Below are 17990 nucleotides of genomic sequence, written 5' to 3' on the forward strand. Positions count from 1 at the left end.
CGAACATGAGCAGCACCACCAACGGTACGAACGACGGCGCCGGCGGCGAGGGCGCCAGCGGCGCTGACGGCACGCGCCCGGTCGTCCCGCGCCCGGCGATCCCGAGCCAGGACGACCGGAACCCGGACACCCGGAGCGGAGCCGGGTGGCTCGGCGCGGGCCGGGCCGCGCGCCGGGCCCACACCAGGGCGGTGATCCACCAGGCGTCCTCGGTCCTGCTCGGCTACCCGGACGAGGTCTTCTTCGAGAGGCTGCCGCTGGCCGCGCGCGCCGCGGCGGAACTGCCCAGGAGCCAGGCCCGAACCGACCTGCTGGAGTTCTGCGAGCACGCCTCCACCACGCCCGAGCTGGCCCTGGCCGAGCACTACGTGGAGGTGTTCGACCTGCGCCGCCGCCGGGCGCTGCACATGACCTACTACACCGACGGCGACACCCGTCGCCGCGGCCACGCGCTGGCCGAGGTCAAACGGGTCTACGCCGAGGCCGGGTGGCGGGTGTCCGCGCGTGAGCTGTCCGACCACCTGGCGGTCGTGCTGGAGTTCGCCGCCCGGGGCGACGCCGAGGCCGGGCAGGAGCTGCTGGTGAACTTCCGCCCGGGGCTGGACCTGCTGTCCCGCTCCCTGGGGGAGCACGGTACGCCCTACGCGCGGGTCGTCGACGCGGTCCGGTACACCCTGCCGGCGCCCCGCCGCGCGGACGAGGAGCGGGTGCGCCGCCTGGCCCAGGAGGGGCCGCCCGCGGAGGACGTGGGCATGGAACCCTACGGTGCGCGGCCGCGCGTCCCGCTGCCGCTGACCGACATCACCGGGAGACCGCGTTGACCGGGGCGGGAGGCTACGGGCCGGTGGACCTCCTGCTGTGGGGCGTACTGCCCTACGCGGTGCTGGTGCTCGTGGTGGGCGGGCTGGTGTGGCGCTACCGCTACGACCGGTTCGGCTGGACCACCCGCTCCTCGGAGCTGTACGAGTCCCGGCTGCTGCGGATCGGCAGCCCGCTCTTCCACTTCGGTCTGCTGGTGGTGATCGTCGGCCACGTGGTGGGCCTGCTGGTTCCCGACACCTGGACACGGGCGCTGGGGGTCTCCGACACGCTCTACCACGTGTCGGCGCTGTCGATGGGGATCGTGGCGGGGGTGTGCACGCTGACCGGGATCGTCCTGCTGGTCTGGCGCAGGCGCACCACCGGTCCGGTGTTCAGCGCCACCACCCGCAACGACAAGCTGATGTACCTGGTCCTGGTGCTGGCGATCGTGACCGGTCTGGGAATGACCGTCTACTTCGCTGGTGTGGAGCTCGCGGGCGGACACACCGGTGACTACCGGGAGACGGTGTCGCCGTGGTTCCGGTCCATCTGGATCCTGCAGCCCGACATCACCGCGATGGCCGCCGCGGAGGCTCCCTACAAACTGCACGCGCTGGTGGGCCTGGCGCTGTTCGCCCTACTGCCGTTCACCCGGCTCGTGCACGCCTTCAGCGCGCCGATCGGCTACCTGTTCCGTCCCTACGTCGTCTACCGCACGCGTGACCCGCACCCGGCCGCCGCCGGGCAGTCGCAGCGGGCCGCGCGCCGGGGCTGGTGACCCGGCCGGGTCGGCCCCGACCGCCGCGAGATCCCACAAGGAGAACCGTCGCCATGGAGCTGTTCCCAGCGTTTCCGCTCGACGAGTGGTACGACACCAAACAGACCGTGCACCGCTTCGAGCAGATCGTCGGCAAGGTCCGGCTGGCCCACAGCCCGCGCCGCAACCACTGGTGGAACGTGCCCTTCCACCTGACCGGCAGCGGGATCACCTCCCGTCCGATGGGGTTGGTGGACGGCAACCCGGTCTTCACGGTGGACTTCGACTTCGTCCGGCACCAGCTGGTCGCGTCCAACCTGCAGGGGCACACGGCGTGCTTCCCGCTCCAGGGGCACAGCGTCTCCTCGTTCTACCTCCAGTTCCAGTCGGCGCTGGACAGTCTGGGGGTGGACGGCAGCATCCCTGTGGCCCATCCCTTCGACCTGCCGGACGCCGACCGTCCTTTCGCGGACGACCGGGAGCACGCCACCTACGTGCCCGAGCACGCCACGAGGTACTGGCAGGTGCTGAGCCAGGTGAACCTGGTGCTGGAGGAGTTCGCGGCCGGTTTCTCCGGCAAGACCAGCCCGGTGCACCACTTCTGGCACACGTTCGACCTCGCCCTCACCCGCTTCTCTTCGCACCCGGTCGACCAGCCGGAGGCGGCGGGCGGTCTGGTGCGCGAGGCCTACTCGCGCGAGGCGGTCAGCTTCGGGTTCTGGTTCGGCGACGACACCATCCCCGAACCCTGCTTCTACGCCTACGCCGCGCCGGAACCGGAGAGGCTCACGGAGCAGCCGCTCAGTCCGGCGGCCGCGGAGTGGGTGCCCAGCGGGCACGGGCACCTGGCGCTGCTGCGGTACGCCGACGCGCGCAAGCAGCCGGATCCGCGGGCGGCCGTCCTGGCGTTCTTCGAGAGCGCCTACCGGGCCGGAGCGGGTGAGCTCGGCTGGGACATCGACGCCCTGGCCTGTCCGGGCGGGGTCACCGACCCTCACCAGTCGGGCCGCTGACGGGGAACGCTCCGGGTCGATCCCACCCCTTTCCGGGCGGGTGGACCCGGAGCCGCGCGAACCCGGGTGTGCGCGGGGGGCCTGAGCGGGAACATGACATCCTGTGGGGCCCACCACGCGCACACCACGTGCGTGTGACACGCACGAAGCGGGGGAGTGGCAATGGAGTTGTCCGTCGTCGACGTTCCGGAGCGGTCGCGGTACGAGGTGAGCGCGGACGGGACGGTGATCGGTTTCTCCGCCTACCACCTGATCGCCGAGGGGGTTCTGGCCCTTCCGCACGTGGAGGTGGAGTCCTCCTTCGAGGGCAAGGGCGTGGCCAGTGAGCTCATGCGCCGGTCCCTGGACCAGGTCCGGGAGCGCGGCCTGAAGGTCGTGCCGATCTGCCCGTTCGCCCAGGCCTTCCTGGAGCGCAACCCGGACTACGCGGACCTGGTCCACGCGGGCTGAGCCCGGTGGTGGAGGCCTAACGGGAACATCACTATCCGGCCACGTTGCGTGCCTGAAAAGTGTTCTGTCCCACTATGTGGGCATGGGATGTCGGTTGTCTTTTTCAGGAGCAAAGGAGCCCCACCCCTTGTCAGTCGCTGACGCAGCCCCCACACTCGATGCGCGGATCACCGACGCCATCGCCTTCTTCAACAATGAGATCTTCTGGGCCTGGATCCTGATACCCCTGTTGGTACTGGTCAGCCTGTACTTCACCATCGGCTCGGGCGGCGTCCAGTTCCGGATGATCCCCGAGATGTTCCGGGTCCTGGGGAGCAAGCCGGAGATCGCTCCGGACGGGAAGAGGGCGGTCTCCTCCATCCAGGCCTTCATGATCTCCGCGGCCGCACGCGTGGGCACCGGAAACATCATCGGTGTCGCCGTGGCGATCTCCCTCGGCGGACCCGGCGCGGTCTTCTGGATGTGGGCGATGGCGCTGGTCGTCGGCGCGGCCAGTTTCATCGAGTCGACCCTCGCCCAGCTCTACAAGGTGCGGGACAAGACGGGATACCGGGGCGGCCCGTCGTACTACATGGAACGGGGGCTGGGTGCCCGATGGGCCGGCGTCCTGTTCTCGATCACCATCCTCGCGACCTTCGCGATGGTCTTCAACGCCGTGCAGAGCAACACCATCGTCGGTGCGGTCGGCAACTCGGTCGACCAGGTCGCCGCGACCCCGGGCTGGGTGCTTCCGGTCGTGGTCGGCCTGGCCCTGGTCCTGGTCACGGCACTGGTGATCTTCGGCGGCGTCCGGCGGATCGCCAACACCGCCCAGGCACTCATCCCGTCCTTCGCGCTGGTCTACGTCCTGCTGGGCCTGTTCGTCATGGTCGTGAACTACGACCAGATCCCGGGCATGTTCGCGCTGATCATTCAGCACGCGTTCGGTATCCGTGAGTTCGCCGCCGCCGGTCTGGCGATGGTGATCATCCAGGGTGTGCGCCGGGGCATGTTCTCCAACGAGGCGGGTCTGGGATCGGCCCCGGTCGCCGCGGCCAGCGCCTCGGTCAGCCACCCGGTCAAGCAGGGGTTGGTACAGAGCCTGGGCGTGTACTTCGACACCCTGGTCATCTGCTCGATCACCGCGTTCGTCATCCTGCTCGGATACCAGGGCACGCTGGACGGTACCCGTGAGCCCGACCTGACGCAGCACGCGATGACCGCCGTCATGGGTCCGTGGGCGCTGCACCTGATGACCCTGATCATCGTCCTGGTCGCGTTCACGTCGGTGCTCGGCAACTACTACTACGGCGAGTCCAACCTGGAGTACCTGACCGGCAGCGCGAACGCCATGTTCGTGTACAAGATCCTGTTCCTGACGGCGACCTTCCTCGGCGCCCTGGGCTCGATCGACCTGGTCTGGACCCTCGCGGACACCACCATGGGACTGATGGCCCTGGTCAACCTGGTGGCGATCACGCCGCTCGCGGTAATCGCCTTCCGCCTGCTCAAGGACTACAACGAGCAGCGGCGCCAGGGCATCGACCCGGTGTTCACCCGGGACCGGATGCCTGATCTGCGCGGGGTGGAGTGCTGGGAGCCCCGGGAGGAGGCCGAGCCGAAGGAGAAGGGCCGGGTCTCCTCCTGACCGGGGTCCTCCGAGGAAGCGAGAAGAAGTAGACAGGTGCAGGGTGTGGGGCGCGTCCGGTCCGGGCGCGCCCCGCGCTGCTGTCCGGGTGCCCCGACGGCTCCGGCAGCATTTGGTTCACCCGAAGAAGCACACAAATCCCTAACAGTAGGAGCTTTCAGGTATCCGTGTTCTTTCGGTCACCGCGGATCATCGCTAGTGTGCTGCATCACAGTTGTGGCGGCCAGAGTTGTGCCTCGCGAGGGAGTCCGATGTCCATCGTCTCAATCGAGCCCGCCACCGCCGAGCGGTGGTATGACCTGGAGAACCTGTTCGGACCGACCGGAGCGTACGGGCACTGCTGGTGCACGTTCTTCCGCAGACGCGCCAAGGACCACACGGCGAGTATCTCGTGCGATCGTTCCACGCGCGGTCTGGACAACAAGGAGGAGCTGCGTCGACTGACCCTGGACGGGCGCGTGCCGGGATTGCTCGCCTACGACGAGGACGGCCCCTGCGGGTGGGTGTCCGTGGCGCCGCGGGAGGACTTCATCCGACTGTCCCGCTCGCGGACGCTGCGGCCGGCCGATCCCGACGAGCCCGGGGTGTGGTCCCTGGTGTGCTTCTGGCTGCCGCCGCGCAGGCGTAGGCGCGGGGTGGGAAGCCGCCTGTTGGACGGTGCGATCGAGTACGCGCGTGCGGGCGGGGCCCGGGTCCTGGAGGCCTACCCCGTGGACACGGCGGGCGGCCGCGCGCCCAGCGCCGAGGTCTACACCGGGACGGTGGAGATGTTCCGCCGGGCCGGGTTCACGCTGGAGGGGCACCATCTGAGCGAGCGGGTGGTGGCCCGGTTGGAGCTCAAGAACGAGTAGTCCCCCGTCGGTTTCCCGCCACTCCCCGCCCCTGCCGTGGGAGCGGTCCCCAAACGGGGGGAGGGTATATCCCTCCGGACTTTCCCCGGTTCCCGTGGCGTGTCGCCGTGGCGACGGGCCCGGGGCGTCCGATGATCCAAGGGGTCCCGCGTCGCGGTGCGCGGGCCCCTGTTGTCGTTTTCGGCCGCTGTGTCCGGATCACCGTGGCGGGCGGTGCTGTCCTGTTCTGGCGGGGGTTTTGCTCCCCCTTGGTACCCCCCTGGGGTAGCGTGGCGAGCGCGTTCCGGGGCGGAGCGCCGCGGTCGTTTGACAGACGGATACCCCAGGGGGGTATATTGAGCTCCGTTGGAGACAAGTCCGCGAGTCAGCGCGGAAGTACGCACCAGGAGGCAGGAATGGCCAGCACCGCCGTCTACACCGTCGAGGGCATGAGCTGCGGGCACTGCGTCAACTCGGTTACCGAGGAGGTCAGCGGGGTCAACGGCGTCACCGACGTGAAGGTCGACCTGGAGAACAAGAAGGTCACCGTCACCGGTGAGGGCCGGATCGACGACTCGGCCGTGCGCGCGGCGATCGACGAGGCCGGGTACGAGGTGGCGGGCTGACATGGGGGTGACCACGAAACTCGCGCTCTACGCCGTGGGTCTCGTGGTCGTGTTCGTCGCGGCGTTCGGGGTCGGCAACCTGGTCGGCCCCGTTCTGCCGGAGAGGCCCGAGGGGCACACCGAGAGCGTCGAGCTCCCGGGACCGGACGAACAGGACCACGACGCCGACGACGACGGCGCCGACGGCGACCAGCACTAGCCACCCTGGAGCGGCATATGAGTAGTAGCAAGACGGCGGCCGCCGCGGTGGAGCCGGTAGAACTGGCCATCGGCGGGATGACCTGCGCGGCCTGTGCCAACCGGGTGGAGAAACGCCTCAACAAGATGGACGGGGTCACCGCCACCGTCAACTTCGCGACCGAGAAGGCCCGGGTCACCTTCGACGGCCCGGCGGCCCCGGTCGAGGACCTGGTCGCCCAGGTGGAGAAGGCGGGCTACACCGCCACGGTGCCCGAGGCCGAGCCGGAGGCCGACCCCGAGGCGGCCGAGGCGGCCGACCCCACCCAGGCGCTGTGGCACCGCGCGCTGGTCTCCATGCTGCTGTCCGCGCCGGTCATCGCGATGGCGATGATCCCGGCCCTGCAGTTCACCTACTGGCAGTGGGCCTCCCTCGCCCTGGCCGCGCCGGTCGTGGTCTGGGGCGCGCTGCCCTTCCACGTCGCCGCGTGGAAGAACCTCAAGCTCGGCACCGCCACCATGGACACCCTCGTCTCCCTGGGTGTCACCTCGGCCTTCCTGTGGTCCCTCTACGCCCTCTTCCTCGGCACCGCCGGGACGCCGGGCATGACCCACCCCTTCGAGTTCACCATCACCCGCACCGACGGCTCGGCCAACATCTACCTGGAGGTCGCGGCGGGCGTCACCTCCTTCATCCTGCTCGGCAAGTTCTTCGAGGCGCGCTCCAAGCGCCGCGCCGGGGCCGCCCTGCGCGCGCTGCTGGAGATGGGCGCCAAGGAGGTCGCCGTGCTGCGGGGCGAGGGGCCCGCCGCCCGTGAGGAGCTGGTCCCGGTGGACCGGCTGGCGGTCGGCGACCGCTTCGTGGTCCGCCCGGGGGAGAAGATCGCCACCGACGGCACCGTCGAGGAGGGCACCTCCGCCGTCGACATGAGCATGCTCACCGGCGAGTCCGTACCGGTCGAGGTCGCGGCCGGCTCCGCCGTGGTCGGCGCCACCGTCAACGCGGGTGGTCGCCTCGTCGTGCGCGCCTCCCGGGTGGGTTCGGACACCCAGCTCGCACAGATGGCGCGCCTGGTCGAGGACGCGCAGAACGGCAAGGCCGCCGTGCAGCGGCTGGCCGACCGGGTCTCGGGGGTGTTCGTCCCGGTCGCCATCATGATCGCGGTCGGCGCCCTGGGCTTCTGGCTCGGCACCGGCGACCCGGTCGGGGCCGCCTTCACCGCGGCCGTGGCCGTGCTGATCATCGCCTGCCCCTGCGCCCTGGGCCTGGCCACCCCGATGGCACTGATGGTGGGCACCGGGCGCGGCGCCCAGCTCGGCATCCTGATCAAGGGCCCCGAGGTGCTGGAGAGCACCCGGCGGGTGGACACCGTCGTGCTGGACAAGACCGGCACCGTCACCACCGGCAAGATGGCGCTGACCGGCGTCACCGCCGCCGGGGGCGAGGACGCCGAACAGGTCCTGCGGCTGGCGGGCGCCCTGGAGAACGCCTCCGAGCACCCCATCGCCCGCGCCGTCGCCACGGGGGCCGCGGTGCGGGTCGGCGACCTGCCGGTACCGGAGCACTTCGTCAACATCGAGGGCCGGGGCGTCCAGGGCGTCGTGGACGGCCACGCCGTGCTGGTGGGCCGGGCCGCGCTGCTGGCGGAGCGGTCGCAGGAAATCCCCGAGGAACTGGTCCGGGCCATGGAGTCGGCCGCGTCCGAGGGGTCCACCGCGGTCGCGGTGGGCTGGGACGGCCGGGCCCGCGGGGTGCTCGTGGTGGCCGACACCGTCAAGCCGACCAGCGCCGAGGCCGTGCGCCAGTTCCGCGACCTGGGGCTGACCCCGATCCTGCTGACCGGTGACAACGAGGCGGTGGCCCGTGCGGTCGCCGCGGAGGTGGGCATCGAGGAGGTCATCGCCGAGGTCCTGCCCAAGGAGAAGGTCGACGTGGTCACCCGGCTGCAGTCCGAGGGCCGCACGGTGGCGATGGTCGGCGACGGGGTCAACGACGCCGCGGCGCTCGCCCAGGCCGACCTGGGGCTGTCCATGGGGACCGGCACCGACGTGGCCATCGAGGCCAGCGACCTGACCCTGGTCAGGGGCGACCTGCGGGCGGCCGCAGACGCGGTCCGGCTGTCCCGGCGCACGCTCGGCACCATCAAGGGCAACCTGTTCTGGGCCTTCGCCTACAACACCGCGGCCCTGCCGCTGGCCGCGATGGGCCTGCTCAACCCGATGCTGGCCGGTGCGGCGATGGCCCTGTCGAGCGTCTTCGTGGTGAGCAACAGCCAGCGGCTGCGCCGTTTCCGCCCGCTGACCGGAACCGGCCAGATCGTCACATAACGCCACGTAGAGTGACCCAGGTCTCGCTTTTGGTGCGGACGGGCCGCTAGGGTTTGCGCGGAACCCCACCCCGTGGGATTTCGTGTCGAACCACGCGGTCCGTCCGTGTTTCGTGCCCGTACCCCCACCGGTGCCCGCGCGCCGGGAACAGCCATGAGGACGACCCCGCAGCCCGTACCCCGAACCCCCGAGGCCCTCGTGACATCTGGATGCCCCCGCGCCAAGCTGCACCACGACGAACCCCAGGCGGATCCCTATGACGTGTACGCGCGGATGCGCGCCGAACACGGCCCGGTGATCCCGGTGGAGCTCGAGCCCGGGGTACACGGCTGGCTGGTCACCGACTACACCACCCTCATCTCCTGGTCCCGGGACACCACCACGTTCGGGCACGACGCGCGCCTGTGGAAGGACTTCCGGGAGGGCCGGATCGACGCTGACGCCGCCGTCCTGCCCATGATGGCGCCCCGGGCCAACGCGCTCTTCGTCGACGGCGCCGAGCACCAGCGCTACCGCCGGGCGATCACCGACAGCCTCGGCGCGGTCGGCTCCGACCGGCTGACCGAGGTGACCGAGCGCTACGCGAACGGTCTCATCGACGAGTTCTGCGAGCGGGGCCAGGCCGACGTCCTCAACGAGTACGCCCGCATGCTCCCGCTGCTCGTCATCAACGAGCTGTTCGGCTTCGACCGCGACCAGGGGGTGCGCTTCGTCGAGGCCATGCGCAACCTGTGGCTCGGCGTCGACGCGGAGAAGTCCAACGCCGAGGCCGAGCGGGCCCTGTCCGAGGTGGTCACCGCCAAGCACCGAGAGCCCGGCGACGACGTCACCACCCGGCTGATCCAGCACCGCGCCGCGCTGTCGGACGAGGAGGTGATCATGCAGCTCCTGCTGGTGGTCGCCGCCGCCAACGAGCCGACCGCCAACCTCATCAACGCGGGCGTGCGGGAGGTACTGGCCGACCCGAACGTCGCGGAGGGCCGGGCGCCCTCCCCGACGGCGCTCGCCGACATCGTCGACCGGGTCCTGTGGCAGGACCCGCCGATCACCAACTACCCCGTCCTCTACCCCCGCGTGGACGTGCCGCTGGGCGGCGGCCGCACCATCGAGGCGGGTTCGCCCATCCTGCTCGGCTTCGCCGCGTCCAACCGCTTCTTCCTGGAGGAGAACGCGGAGCAGCTCGCGGAGTCGCGCAACCGGGCCCACGTGGCCTGGGGCGCCGGTCCGCACCGGTGCCCCGCGCGCGAGGAGGCCACCACGATGACCATCGTCGCGCTGCGCACCCTCCTCGAACGCCTTCCCGGGCTCCGGGTGGCGGTGCCGCCGGAGGACCTCCGCTGGCACCTGTCCGCCCTGTCCTGGATCCCCGTGACCCTTCCCGTGCAGTTCTCCCCACAGAGCCCTTTGACCCCCACACCGGTGGAAGGAACCCCTTGGACCGCGTCCGACTCGCACCCGGAAACCTCCGTGCGCAGAGCACCCACCTCAGGAAAATCGCCCCTGTCGTCCCTGTCGAACTTCCTGGTGAGGTTGATGCGTGGGTCGTGACCACCCACGAGGCCGTCACCCAGGCCCTGGCCGACCCGCGCATCCAGAAGAACAAGAAGTACTGGACGGCCTTCAACAACGGTGAGATCCCGGCGGACTGGCCGCTGATCTCCTGGATCATCAACGAGAACATGCTGTCCAGGGACGGCGAGGACCACAGCAGGCTGCGCCGCCTGGTCTCCAAGGCGTTCACCCCGCGCCGCGTCGAGCTGCTGCGCGGGAGCGTCGTCGCCATCGTCGAGTCGCTCCTGGACGCCCTGGAGCGGGCGGCCGAGGCCAGCGAGGACGGGGTCGTGGACCTGCGCGCCATCGTCTCCCAACCGCTGCCGCTCACCGTGATCAGCGACCTGTTCGGGGTGGACGAGCAGACCCGGCCCAAGCTGCACGGCCCGGTCGGCGTCTTCTTCGACCAGAGCATCACGCCCGAGCAGGCGATGGCGACCTTCTTCGAGCTGTGGGGCGTGCTCACCGAGCTGGTGGCGGCCAAGCGCGCCGAGCCCGGCGACGACCTCACCACCGCCCTCATCGCCGCCCGTGACGAGGAGGACAAGCTCACCGAGGACGAGCTCATCTGGAACCTGGTGCTGTTCATCAGCGCCGGCTACGAGACCACGATGAACCTCATCTCCAACGCCGTGCGCGCGCTCACCCGCCACCGCGACCAGCTGGAGCTGGTCATGGAGGGCAAGGTGGAGTGGTCCAAGGCCATCGAGGAGGTGCTGCGCTGGGACCCGCCCGGCCAGTACGTGCCCATGCGCTACACGACCGAGGACATGGAGCTGGCGGGGGTCCCCATCCCCAAGGGTGAGCCGCTCCTGCTGGGCTACGGCTCCGCCAGCCGGGACGAGGCGCACCACGGTCCCACCGCCGAGGAGTTCGACATCACCCGCGAGGACAGCTCCCACCTGGCCTTCTCCCACGGGCGGCACTACTGCCTGGGGGCGAGCCTGGCCCGCATGGAGATGAACGAGGTCATGCCGCGCCTGTTCGAGCGCTTCCCCAAGCTGGAGGTGGCGGTGGCCGACGAGGAGCTGGTCCCGGCACCCTCGATCATCTCCAACGGTGTCGAGGCCCTCCCGGTCCGCCTGCGCTGAGCACGCTTCGGGACACGCCCGGATCTGCGGATCCCGTCACGGGTCGCTTCGGTGGCCCGTGACGGGATCTTCGCTTTTCAGGGGGGTTTTGGGCGGGTCTGTCGACTCCCGGGAACACGGTTGGCACCTCCGCGGGAGCACCAAAGAACGGGCCCGGGCTCTTAGACTCAGCAGGGTCCCCCACGACCCCCGCCCTTCGACCCTGCCCCCACCCCCGGTGTCGGCCCCTGTGCCGTCCCCCCTCCACTAGCCTGCCCTCCTGCTACGGAAGGCCCCCTTCCCCGAAGAGGATTGCGCGCACACATGAACAGTTCGGAAGCCGACCCCGGCCGCATCCTGGTCAACCGGTACCGCCTGGACGAGATCATCGGCGCGGGCGGTATGGGCCGGGTCTGGCGGGGCACGGACACCCTGCTGGGCCGGACGGTCGCGGTCAAGGAACTCACCACGCCGCCGAACCTGCCTCCGCACGAGGTCGACGTCCTGCGCACCCGCATGATCCGCGAGGCCCGCAGCGCCGCCCAGCTCAGCCACCCGGCCATCATCACGGTGTTCGACGTGGCCGAGGAGGACGGGCGCCCGTGGATCGTGATGGAGCTGGTGCGCGGACCCTCCCTCGGCGACATCATCAAGGACGCTGGCGTCCTGGACGTCCGGCGCGCCGCCAACATCGGTGAGCAGATGGCCGCCGGTCTGGCCGAGGCGCACGACCGGGGCATCGTGCACCGCGACATCAAGCCGGGCAACGTGCTCATCGCGGGGAACGACCGTGCGGTCCTCACCGACTTCGGTATCGCCCACCTGGACGGGTCCACCCACCTGACCAGTACCGGGCTGCTGATCGGCTCGCCGAGCTACCTGGCGCCGGAGATCGCGCACGGCCACTCGGCCACGTCCGCCTCCGACATGTGGGCGCTCGGTATCACCCTCTACCAGGCGGTGGAGGGCGGACTGCCCTTCGACCGGCCCACCCCGATGGCCACGCTGACCGCCATCGTCACCCAGGAGCTGCCGGAGACCCCCAACGCGGGCGCGCTCCGTCCGGTCCTGGAAGCCCTCACCGAGAAGCGCCCCGAGGACCGCCCGAGCGTGCTCGAGGTGCGCACCCTGCTGCGGGAGATCCGGGACTCGGGCGGGGCGTCCGCCACCGCGGTCGCACCCGCCCTCGCCCCGGCCGAACCCGCGCTGGAACCCGCCGACCCGGCGGCCGAACCGGACTGGAACAAGGTCACCGACCAAGGCACGGTGGACCGCGCGGTGAGCGCCGCCGAGTCGGCTCCGGCCGCCGCCCGGTCCGCGACCGGGGCCGTCCCGCCGCCCGTCGACGTCCCCCGGCACACCCGCGAGGACGCGGCGGCCTCCCGCAAGCGCACGCTCATGGTCATCGCGGCCGTGTTCGTCCTGCTGGTCGCCGCCGCCGCGACCACGCTGTTCGTCAGCATGAACCGCCCGGGCGACCCCGACGCCGGGCTGGCCGGCTCCAGTGAGGAGCAGCCCGCCGCCGGCGGTACCGAAGAGGAGGAACCGGCGGAGGGCGGCGAGGCCGAGGCCGGAGCCGGGGGCGGCGAGGACGCCTCCGAAGAGGAGGATCCGGAGGAGGAAGCGGAGGACGACGAGGACGACCGGTGGGACTTCCTCGTCCGCCACGAGGACTCCAGCGGTTTCGCCGTGGACGTCCCCAGGGACTGGGAGATCGACCGGCAGAGCCACATGGTCTACTTCCGCAACCCGGACGGCGGCTACCTGCTGGTGGACCAGACCTCCAACCCGAACGACGACGCCGGTGACGACTGGCGCGACTTCGAGCCGACCGGCCGCCAGAACTTCTCCGGTTACTCGCTGATCGGGATCGAGGACGTGGACGCCGAGTGGGCCGACGACTACGTCAGCGCCGCCGACTGGGAGTTCACCTTCAGCGGCCGCAACGGCGAGATGCACGCCATCAACCGCGGCTTCCACACCGAGAACATCGGGTACGCGCTGTTCCTGGTGAGCGGTGAGGACCAGGACTACAACCACGACCTCCTCGACCGTATGGCGGAGTCCTTCGAACCCGCCGACTAGGTTCAGGGGTCGCGTGCGGGTGGAGGTGTCCGGAACCCGGGCAGGCCCCCGGTGATCTTGCTACCAGGGGCGAGTTCGGCGCCGAACTCGCCCCTGGTAGCAAGATCACGCTGGAAGGAGGGGCCGAAACCGGCCGCCCCCGCCCAGGGACGGTCAGGGCGCTGAGCGGGGGTCCGGCGCGTCCGGGAGACCGGGCGGGTCAGCCCTGCGCCTCGTCCAGGAGGTTCGCGTCGTGCACCAGCAGGGCGACCTGCACCCTGTTGTTGAGGTCCAGCTTGGTCAGGATGCTGGACACGTGGGTCTTGACGGTCGGCACGCTCAGGAACAGCCGCGCGGCGATGTCCGCGTTGGAGCGGCCCTGGCCTACCGCCACCGCCACCTCGGTCTCCCGGGCGTTCAGCACGGACAGCCGGTCGCGGGCCCGGCCCGCGCGCTCACCGTGGTCCGCGTGGGCGACCCGGTCCATCAGCCGCCGGGTCACGGCGGGGGACAGGACGGGGAAACCCCGCGCCACCCGCCGGACCGATTCCACGATCTCCTCCGGCGGGGTGTCCTTGAGCAGGAACCCGGCCGCCCCCGCCCGCAGGGCGCGCAGCACGTGTTCGTCGGCGTCGAAGGTGGTGAGCACCAGCACCTCCGGCGGGTCGGGCAGGGCGCGCAGCCTCTCGGTGGCGGTCAGCCCGTCCACCGTGGGCATCCGGATGTCCATCAGGACGACGTCGGGCGAGTGCCGCTCGACCAGGTCCAGGACCGCGCCGCCGTCCTCGGCCTCGGCCAGCACGCGCACGTCCGGTGCGCCGCCCATCATCATCACCAGGCCGACCCGCACCAGGGCGTCGTCGTCGACGATCAGCACGCCGATCCGCCGCTCCGCGCCCTGCCCGGTGTCCCGCTCCGCTTCGCTCATGAGGGCCACGGTAGCCACGCCGACAGGCTCCAGCCACCATCGGCGGTCCGGCCGTACTCCAGGCGGCCGGAGGCGAGGGAGACGCGTTCGGTGAGCCCGACCAGGCCCTGGCCGTTCCCGGGGCCGCTGGCGGGGGGCTCCGCGGCACGGGTGGCGGGCCCGTTGAGCACGTCCACGTTCAGCCCCCGGCCCGGGGAGCCGGAGACGCGCACCGAGGTGCGGGCCCCGGGCGCGTGCTTGCGGGCGTTGGTCAGCGCCTCCTGGACGATCCGGTAGGCGGTGCGGCCGGTCCGCTCCGGGACGGCGCCCGTGTACTCCTCGACGAACTCCACCCCCGCGCCCGCGTCACCGGCCTCCTCGACCAGCTGCGCGAGGTCGGCCATGGTCGGCTGCGGAAGCTCGCCCACGGGGGCGCGCAGCACCCCGATCACCTCGCGCAGGTCCTGGAGCGCCTGGTGGGCGCTCTCCCGGATCACCTTCGCGGACCGGCCGACCTCCTCGGGTGAGGCGTCCGGACGGTACTCCAGGGCGCCCGCGTGCACGCTGAGCAGGGACAGCCGGTGGCCGAGGACGTCGTGGATCTCGCGGGCGATGGACTCGCGCACCCGGTGCTGGGCGTGCTCGGCGCGCAGCTGGGCCTCGGCCTCGGCGTGCACGGCCCGTTCCCGCAGCGACGCGTACAGCTGGCGACGGTGCTGGACGGAGATGCCCCACCCGGCGACCGCGCCCAGCAGGACCGTGCTCAGCAGGAACATCACCAGGAAGGGCGCGCCGTGCTCGGCGGGGTGGAGCAGAAGGTTGACGTAGGAGGCGAGGACACCCAGTGCCAGTACCGTGAGCCCCACCTTGGGCGGACGGTGCACGCACAGTGAGAACAGGGCGGCGAGCATCGCCCCGCCCACCAGAGGGAAGAACGCGGAGAGCAGGGTCAGTACCACCGCGATCTGTACCGGCCACCGGCGGCGCCACCACAGGGCGGTGCAGCCGCCCAGCGCGACCAGGTACTCGGTGACCGTGAACAGTTCGGGCTTGGGCGGCGGTGGCGGTTCCCCGGGGAAGGTGACCGTGCCGAGCAGCCCGAACCCCAGGGCGATCAGGAACATCGACGAGTCCACGACCCAGTCGCGCACGCTGCGGCGGTAGCGCTGGTGGGATGGGGTCGTCTCGTTCATCGCTCGGAGTCTACGAGCGGACACCGCGCGGGAGGAGCACCCGGACCGGAACCGGATACCAACGACAGGGGATTGAGTACTTTGGTCGGATCCGTGGAACTGAGGGCGGGCCGATGCGCCGTTTCGCGGCCGTTCCGCGCGCGGGAGTAGTTGACGTCCTCCTCGTCGTGAATGACGGGGATTCTGGCCCGCCCTCACAGGCGGGTCGGTGCTCGCGCCTCACGGCGCGTGCTGGTTCCTGTTTCATCGAGTCCTGCCAGCCTCAGGCGGCTGGTCTTACGGTCCCTCCGCAGGCGTTTTCCCTGTCGGCCCGTCCGGCCGCCAGGACGATGCGGGACGCGTTCACGTCCCGATCATGAAGGGTTTCACACGCCGTGCAGGTCCACTGGCGCACGTGCAACGGCTTGGGGCCATCCACCGCCCAGCACTGTGAGCAGGTCTGTGAGGAGGCCAGGAATCGGTCCACCTTGGCGAAGAAGCGCCCGTACCTGGTGGCTTTGTACTCCAGCATGTGCACGAACGCCGACCACCCGGCGTCGTGCACACTCTTGGCCAGCCTGCTACGCCCCAGGCCCTTCACACACAGGTCCTCCACATATACCGCTTGGTTCTCGCGGATGATCGTGGTGGACAGCTGGTGGTGAAAGTCCTTGCGGGCGTCGGCCACCCGCATGTGGACGCGGGCTACCTTAAGGCGGGCCTTGTTCCGGTTGTTGGAGCCCTTGGTCTTGCGGGACAGGGCGCGTTGGGCCTTCTTCAGTTTGCGTTCGGCGCGGCGCAGGAATCGCGGGTTGGCGACCTTGGTGCCATCGGACAGGACCGCGAAGTGCGACAGGCCCAGATCGATCCCGACCTCGGGTGTGGTTTCGGGCAGTACCTCTGAAGCGTTCGTTTCGACCACGAACGAGGCGAAGTACCGATCAGCCGCGTCCTTGATCACGGTGACCGACGAAGGGGCCGAGGGCAGCTCCCGCGACCAGTTGACCTTGACCTCACCGATCCTGGGCAGAGACAGCTTCCCCGCGTCAGTGATCTTCCAACGGGCGTTGGCGGTGAAGCGCGCCGACTGGGTGCGGTCACGCCGCGACTTGAACCGTGGTGCCCCCACCTTGGGCCCTTGACGCTTCCCGGTCTTGGAGTCTTCGTGCGCCGCCCACGCCTTGTCCAGGTCCCGCAACACCTGTTGGAGCGGGACCGCCGACACCTGACCCAACCATTCCCGCTCCGGGGTCTGTTTCGCTCGGGTTATCAGCTCCCGCGACAGGTCCGGGTTCTTGGGCACCCGCTGGTAGGGGCCCTCCGCCACACGCTTCTTGGGGGAACCGAGCAGCTTGTTCGAGGCCTTGAGGGGCTTTTGGCGTGCCAGGGCGTCGTTGAACACCACGCGCACGCACCCGAACAGACGGGCCAGCGCGGCGCGCTGGCCCCGGTCCGGGTAGAAGCGGTAGGTGTATCTCAACTGCACACCAGCACCCTCACACCTGCCTACGACAAAACGGGGAACTGCCCGCCCTGGCAGGCAGACGCGGGCTCTGATCCGATTCGCCCCCGACCTGAAGGCCGGATCACTCCCGGAATAAACAGGTAGCGTCAGCAGGCGGAGCACACGCGCGTGAACCTGGGGGATCACCCGATGAGCACACTGGTCACCGGCGCCACCGGACAGGTGGGTCGACGTGTCCTGACCGAACTGCGCAGACGCGGCCTGCCCGCCGCCGGTGCCTCCAGGGACGGTGAGGTGCGACTGGACTGGACCGACACCACCAGCTGGGAACCGGCGCTGAAGGACGTGGAGAGCCTGTTCGTGACGGTGCCCATGGCCAGCGGGCTCTCCGACCGGGTCGGGGCCTTCCTGGAACGGGCCGCCGAGGCGAAGGTGCGCACGGCGGTGCTGACCACCGCGATGGGCACCGAGAACAGCCCGCCCGACTCCGAACAGCGCGTTCTGGAGCGCAGGGTCCGCGAGCTGTTCGACCACTGGACGGTGGTCCGCCCCAACTGGCTGGACCAGGACTTCACCGAAGGCCTCTTCGCCCGCCTGGCCCGCTCGCGCAACGGACGCCTGGAGCTGCCTCTCTCCAAACGTGCTTCGGTCAGCTTCGTGGACGCCCGGGACGTCACCAACACCGTGGTGGCCGCGCTCACCGACGAGGCGCACCACGGCCGCGAGTACACGCTCACCGGACCCGCGCCGGTCACCTTCCGCGAGGTGGTCAAGATGACCAAGGGCACCGAGAGCCCGGTGTGGCGGTACAAGAAGGTCGACGAGGCCGGGTTCTACTTCCGGGCCACCGACATGGGCTGGTCGGACCGGTACGTGGACACCCTCAACGAACGGTTCCGGGCCATCGCCAACGGCCAGGCCGCCATCGTCACGGAGGACGTCCGCAGAGCCCTGGGCCGCGACCCGGTGCCCATGGCCAAGTTCGTCCGCGAAGCGGTGAAGTGACTCCGTGCGGTTCTCGCTCAGCGTGCGGCACTACTAAGTTACCTAGAGTAGTTTTATTGTTGCTCTCGGCTTTTGTTTTGTGGCCCTGCCGCACTGCAACAGAGCGCTGATCGTGTTCGCCAGGGGTGCGGACCTTACGGAGAGGAT

General features: G+C 70.3%; 16 protein-coding genes. 13 read left to right on the forward strand and 3 right to left on the reverse strand.

What is annotated here, in order from left to right:
- Positions 1–5: 5 nt before the first annotated feature.
- The 12 genes from narJ to HNR07_RS27200 all read left to right on the forward strand — a co-directional run bounded on the left by narJ (position 6) and on the right by HNR07_RS27200 (position 13315).
- Complete coding sequence (gene narJ / locus HNR07_RS27145) at positions 6–821, forward strand: nitrate reductase molybdenum cofactor assembly chaperone (protein WP_221318949.1); 816 nt, start codon at positions 6–8, stop codon at positions 819–821.
- Entirely contained in the window at positions 818–1579 is a 762-nt protein-coding gene (gene narI, locus HNR07_RS27150; protein ID WP_221318950.1) for a respiratory nitrate reductase subunit gamma, read from the forward strand. Before narJ ends, narI begins: the two co-directional genes overlap by 4 nt.
- A gap of 53 nt (positions 1580–1632) precedes the next feature.
- A complete protein-coding gene (locus tag HNR07_RS27155) occupies positions 1633–2571 on the forward strand; it encodes a DUF5996 family protein (RefSeq protein WP_184367802.1) in 939 nt (312 codons plus the stop codon).
- A 162-nt stretch (positions 2572–2733) separates the two neighbouring features.
- Positions 2734–3021 carry a GNAT family N-acetyltransferase gene (locus HNR07_RS27160; protein WP_184367806.1) on the forward strand — a complete coding sequence of 96 codons (288 nt, stop codon included), beginning with the start codon at positions 2734–2736 and terminating at the stop codon, positions 3019–3021.
- Between the two features lie 127 nt (positions 3022–3148).
- Positions 3149–4648: an alanine/glycine:cation symporter family protein gene (locus HNR07_RS27165; protein WP_184367809.1), complete on the forward strand. Its 1500-nt coding sequence runs from the start codon at positions 3149–3151 to the stop codon at positions 4646–4648.
- 251 nt (positions 4649–4899) lie between these two features.
- Positions 4900–5499 carry a GNAT family N-acetyltransferase gene (locus HNR07_RS27170; protein ID WP_184367812.1) on the forward strand — a complete coding sequence of 200 codons (600 nt, stop codon included), beginning with the start codon at positions 4900–4902 and terminating at the stop codon, positions 5497–5499.
- Between the two features lie 395 nt (positions 5500–5894).
- On the forward strand, positions 5895–6104 hold the full coding sequence (locus tag HNR07_RS27175) for a heavy-metal-associated domain-containing protein (protein WP_184367815.1): 210 nt from the start codon (positions 5895–5897) through the stop codon (positions 6102–6104).
- Between the two features lies 1 nt (position 6105).
- On the forward strand, positions 6106–6303 hold the full coding sequence (locus tag HNR07_RS27180) for a hypothetical protein (RefSeq protein WP_184367818.1): 198 nt from the start codon (positions 6106–6108) through the stop codon (positions 6301–6303).
- A 17-nt stretch (positions 6304–6320) separates the two neighbouring features.
- Positions 6321–8609: a heavy metal translocating P-type ATPase gene (locus HNR07_RS27185; RefSeq protein ID WP_184367821.1), complete on the forward strand. Its 2289-nt coding sequence runs from the start codon at positions 6321–6323 to the stop codon at positions 8607–8609.
- 261 nt (positions 8610–8870) lie between these two features.
- A complete protein-coding gene (locus tag HNR07_RS27190; RefSeq protein ID WP_184372746.1) occupies positions 8871–10157 on the forward strand; it encodes a cytochrome P450 in 1287 nt (428 codons plus the stop codon).
- Entirely contained in the window at positions 10154–11251 is a 1098-nt protein-coding gene (locus HNR07_RS27195; protein WP_184367824.1) for a cytochrome P450 family protein, read from the forward strand. Before HNR07_RS27190 ends, HNR07_RS27195 begins: the two co-directional genes overlap by 4 nt.
- A 303-nt stretch (positions 11252–11554) precedes the next feature.
- Complete coding sequence (locus HNR07_RS27200) at positions 11555–13315, forward strand: serine/threonine-protein kinase (RefSeq protein ID WP_184367827.1); 1761 nt, start codon at positions 11555–11557, stop codon at positions 13313–13315.
- A 199-nt stretch (positions 13316–13514) separates the two neighbouring features.
- On the opposite strand, the gene HNR07_RS27205 is transcribed toward HNR07_RS27200, so the two are convergent.
- The 3 genes from HNR07_RS27205 to HNR07_RS27215 all read right to left on the reverse strand — a co-directional run bounded on the left by HNR07_RS27205 (position 13515) and on the right by HNR07_RS27215 (position 16859).
- On the reverse strand, positions 13515–14222 hold the full coding sequence (locus HNR07_RS27205; protein WP_184367830.1) for a response regulator transcription factor: 708 nt from the start codon (positions 14220–14222) through the stop codon (positions 13515–13517).
- On the reverse strand, positions 14219–15394 hold the full coding sequence (locus HNR07_RS27210) for a sensor histidine kinase (protein ID WP_184367832.1): 1176 nt from the start codon (positions 15392–15394) through the stop codon (positions 14219–14221). The genes HNR07_RS27205 and HNR07_RS27210 overlap by 4 nt, the downstream gene beginning before the upstream one ends.
- Positions 15395–15656: 262 nt before the next feature.
- Complete coding sequence (locus HNR07_RS27215) at positions 15657–16859, reverse strand: RNA-guided endonuclease InsQ/TnpB family protein (RefSeq protein WP_184367835.1); 1203 nt, start codon at positions 16857–16859, stop codon at positions 15657–15659.
- 168 nt (positions 16860–17027) lie between these two features.
- Here HNR07_RS27215 and HNR07_RS27220 point away from each other — a divergent pair, with 168 nt between their 5' ends.
- Positions 17028–17843, forward strand: a complete 816-nt coding sequence (locus HNR07_RS27220) for an NAD-dependent epimerase/dehydratase family protein (RefSeq protein ID WP_184367838.1) — start codon at positions 17028–17030, stop codon at positions 17841–17843.
- The last annotated feature ends 147 nt before the right edge of the window (positions 17844–17990 follow it).

It is taken from the genome of Nocardiopsis metallicus (assembly GCF_014201115.1).
Lineage (GTDB): Bacteria > Actinomycetota > Actinomycetes > Streptosporangiales > Streptosporangiaceae > Nocardiopsis > Nocardiopsis metallicus.

What these genes read in the sequence shown, in the direction of transcription:
- narJ (WP_221318949.1), top strand. Translation starts at nt 6, where the DNA reads ATGAGCAGCACCACCAACGGTACGAACGACGGCGCCGGCGGCGAGGGC.
- HNR07_RS27155 (WP_184367802.1), top strand. Translation starts at nt 1,633, where the DNA reads ATGGAGCTGTTCCCAGCGTTTCCGCTCGACGAGTGGTACGACACCAAA.
- HNR07_RS27160 (WP_184367806.1), top strand. Translation starts at nt 2,734, where the DNA reads ATGGAGTTGTCCGTCGTCGACGTTCCGGAGCGGTCGCGGTACGAGGTG.
- HNR07_RS27170 (WP_184367812.1), top strand. Translation starts at nt 4,900, where the DNA reads ATGTCCATCGTCTCAATCGAGCCCGCCACCGCCGAGCGGTGGTATGAC.
- HNR07_RS27175 (WP_184367815.1), top strand. Translation starts at nt 5,895, where the DNA reads ATGGCCAGCACCGCCGTCTACACCGTCGAGGGCATGAGCTGCGGGCAC.
- HNR07_RS27180 (WP_184367818.1), top strand. Translation starts at nt 6,106, where the DNA reads ATGGGGGTGACCACGAAACTCGCGCTCTACGCCGTGGGTCTCGTGGTC.
- HNR07_RS27185 (WP_184367821.1), top strand. Translation starts at nt 6,321, where the DNA reads ATGAGTAGTAGCAAGACGGCGGCCGCCGCGGTGGAGCCGGTAGAACTG.
- HNR07_RS27200 (WP_184367827.1), top strand. Translation starts at nt 11,555, where the DNA reads ATGAACAGTTCGGAAGCCGACCCCGGCCGCATCCTGGTCAACCGGTAC.
- HNR07_RS27205 (WP_184367830.1), bottom strand. Translation starts at nt 14,222, where the DNA reads ATGAGCGAAGCGGAGCGGGACACCGGGCAGGGCGCGGAGCGGCGGATC.
- HNR07_RS27210 (WP_184367832.1), bottom strand. Translation starts at nt 15,394, where the DNA reads ATGAACGAGACGACCCCATCCCACCAGCGCTACCGCCGCAGCGTGCGC.
- HNR07_RS27220 (WP_184367838.1), top strand. Translation starts at nt 17,028, where the DNA reads ATGAGCACACTGGTCACCGGCGCCACCGGACAGGTGGGTCGACGTGTC.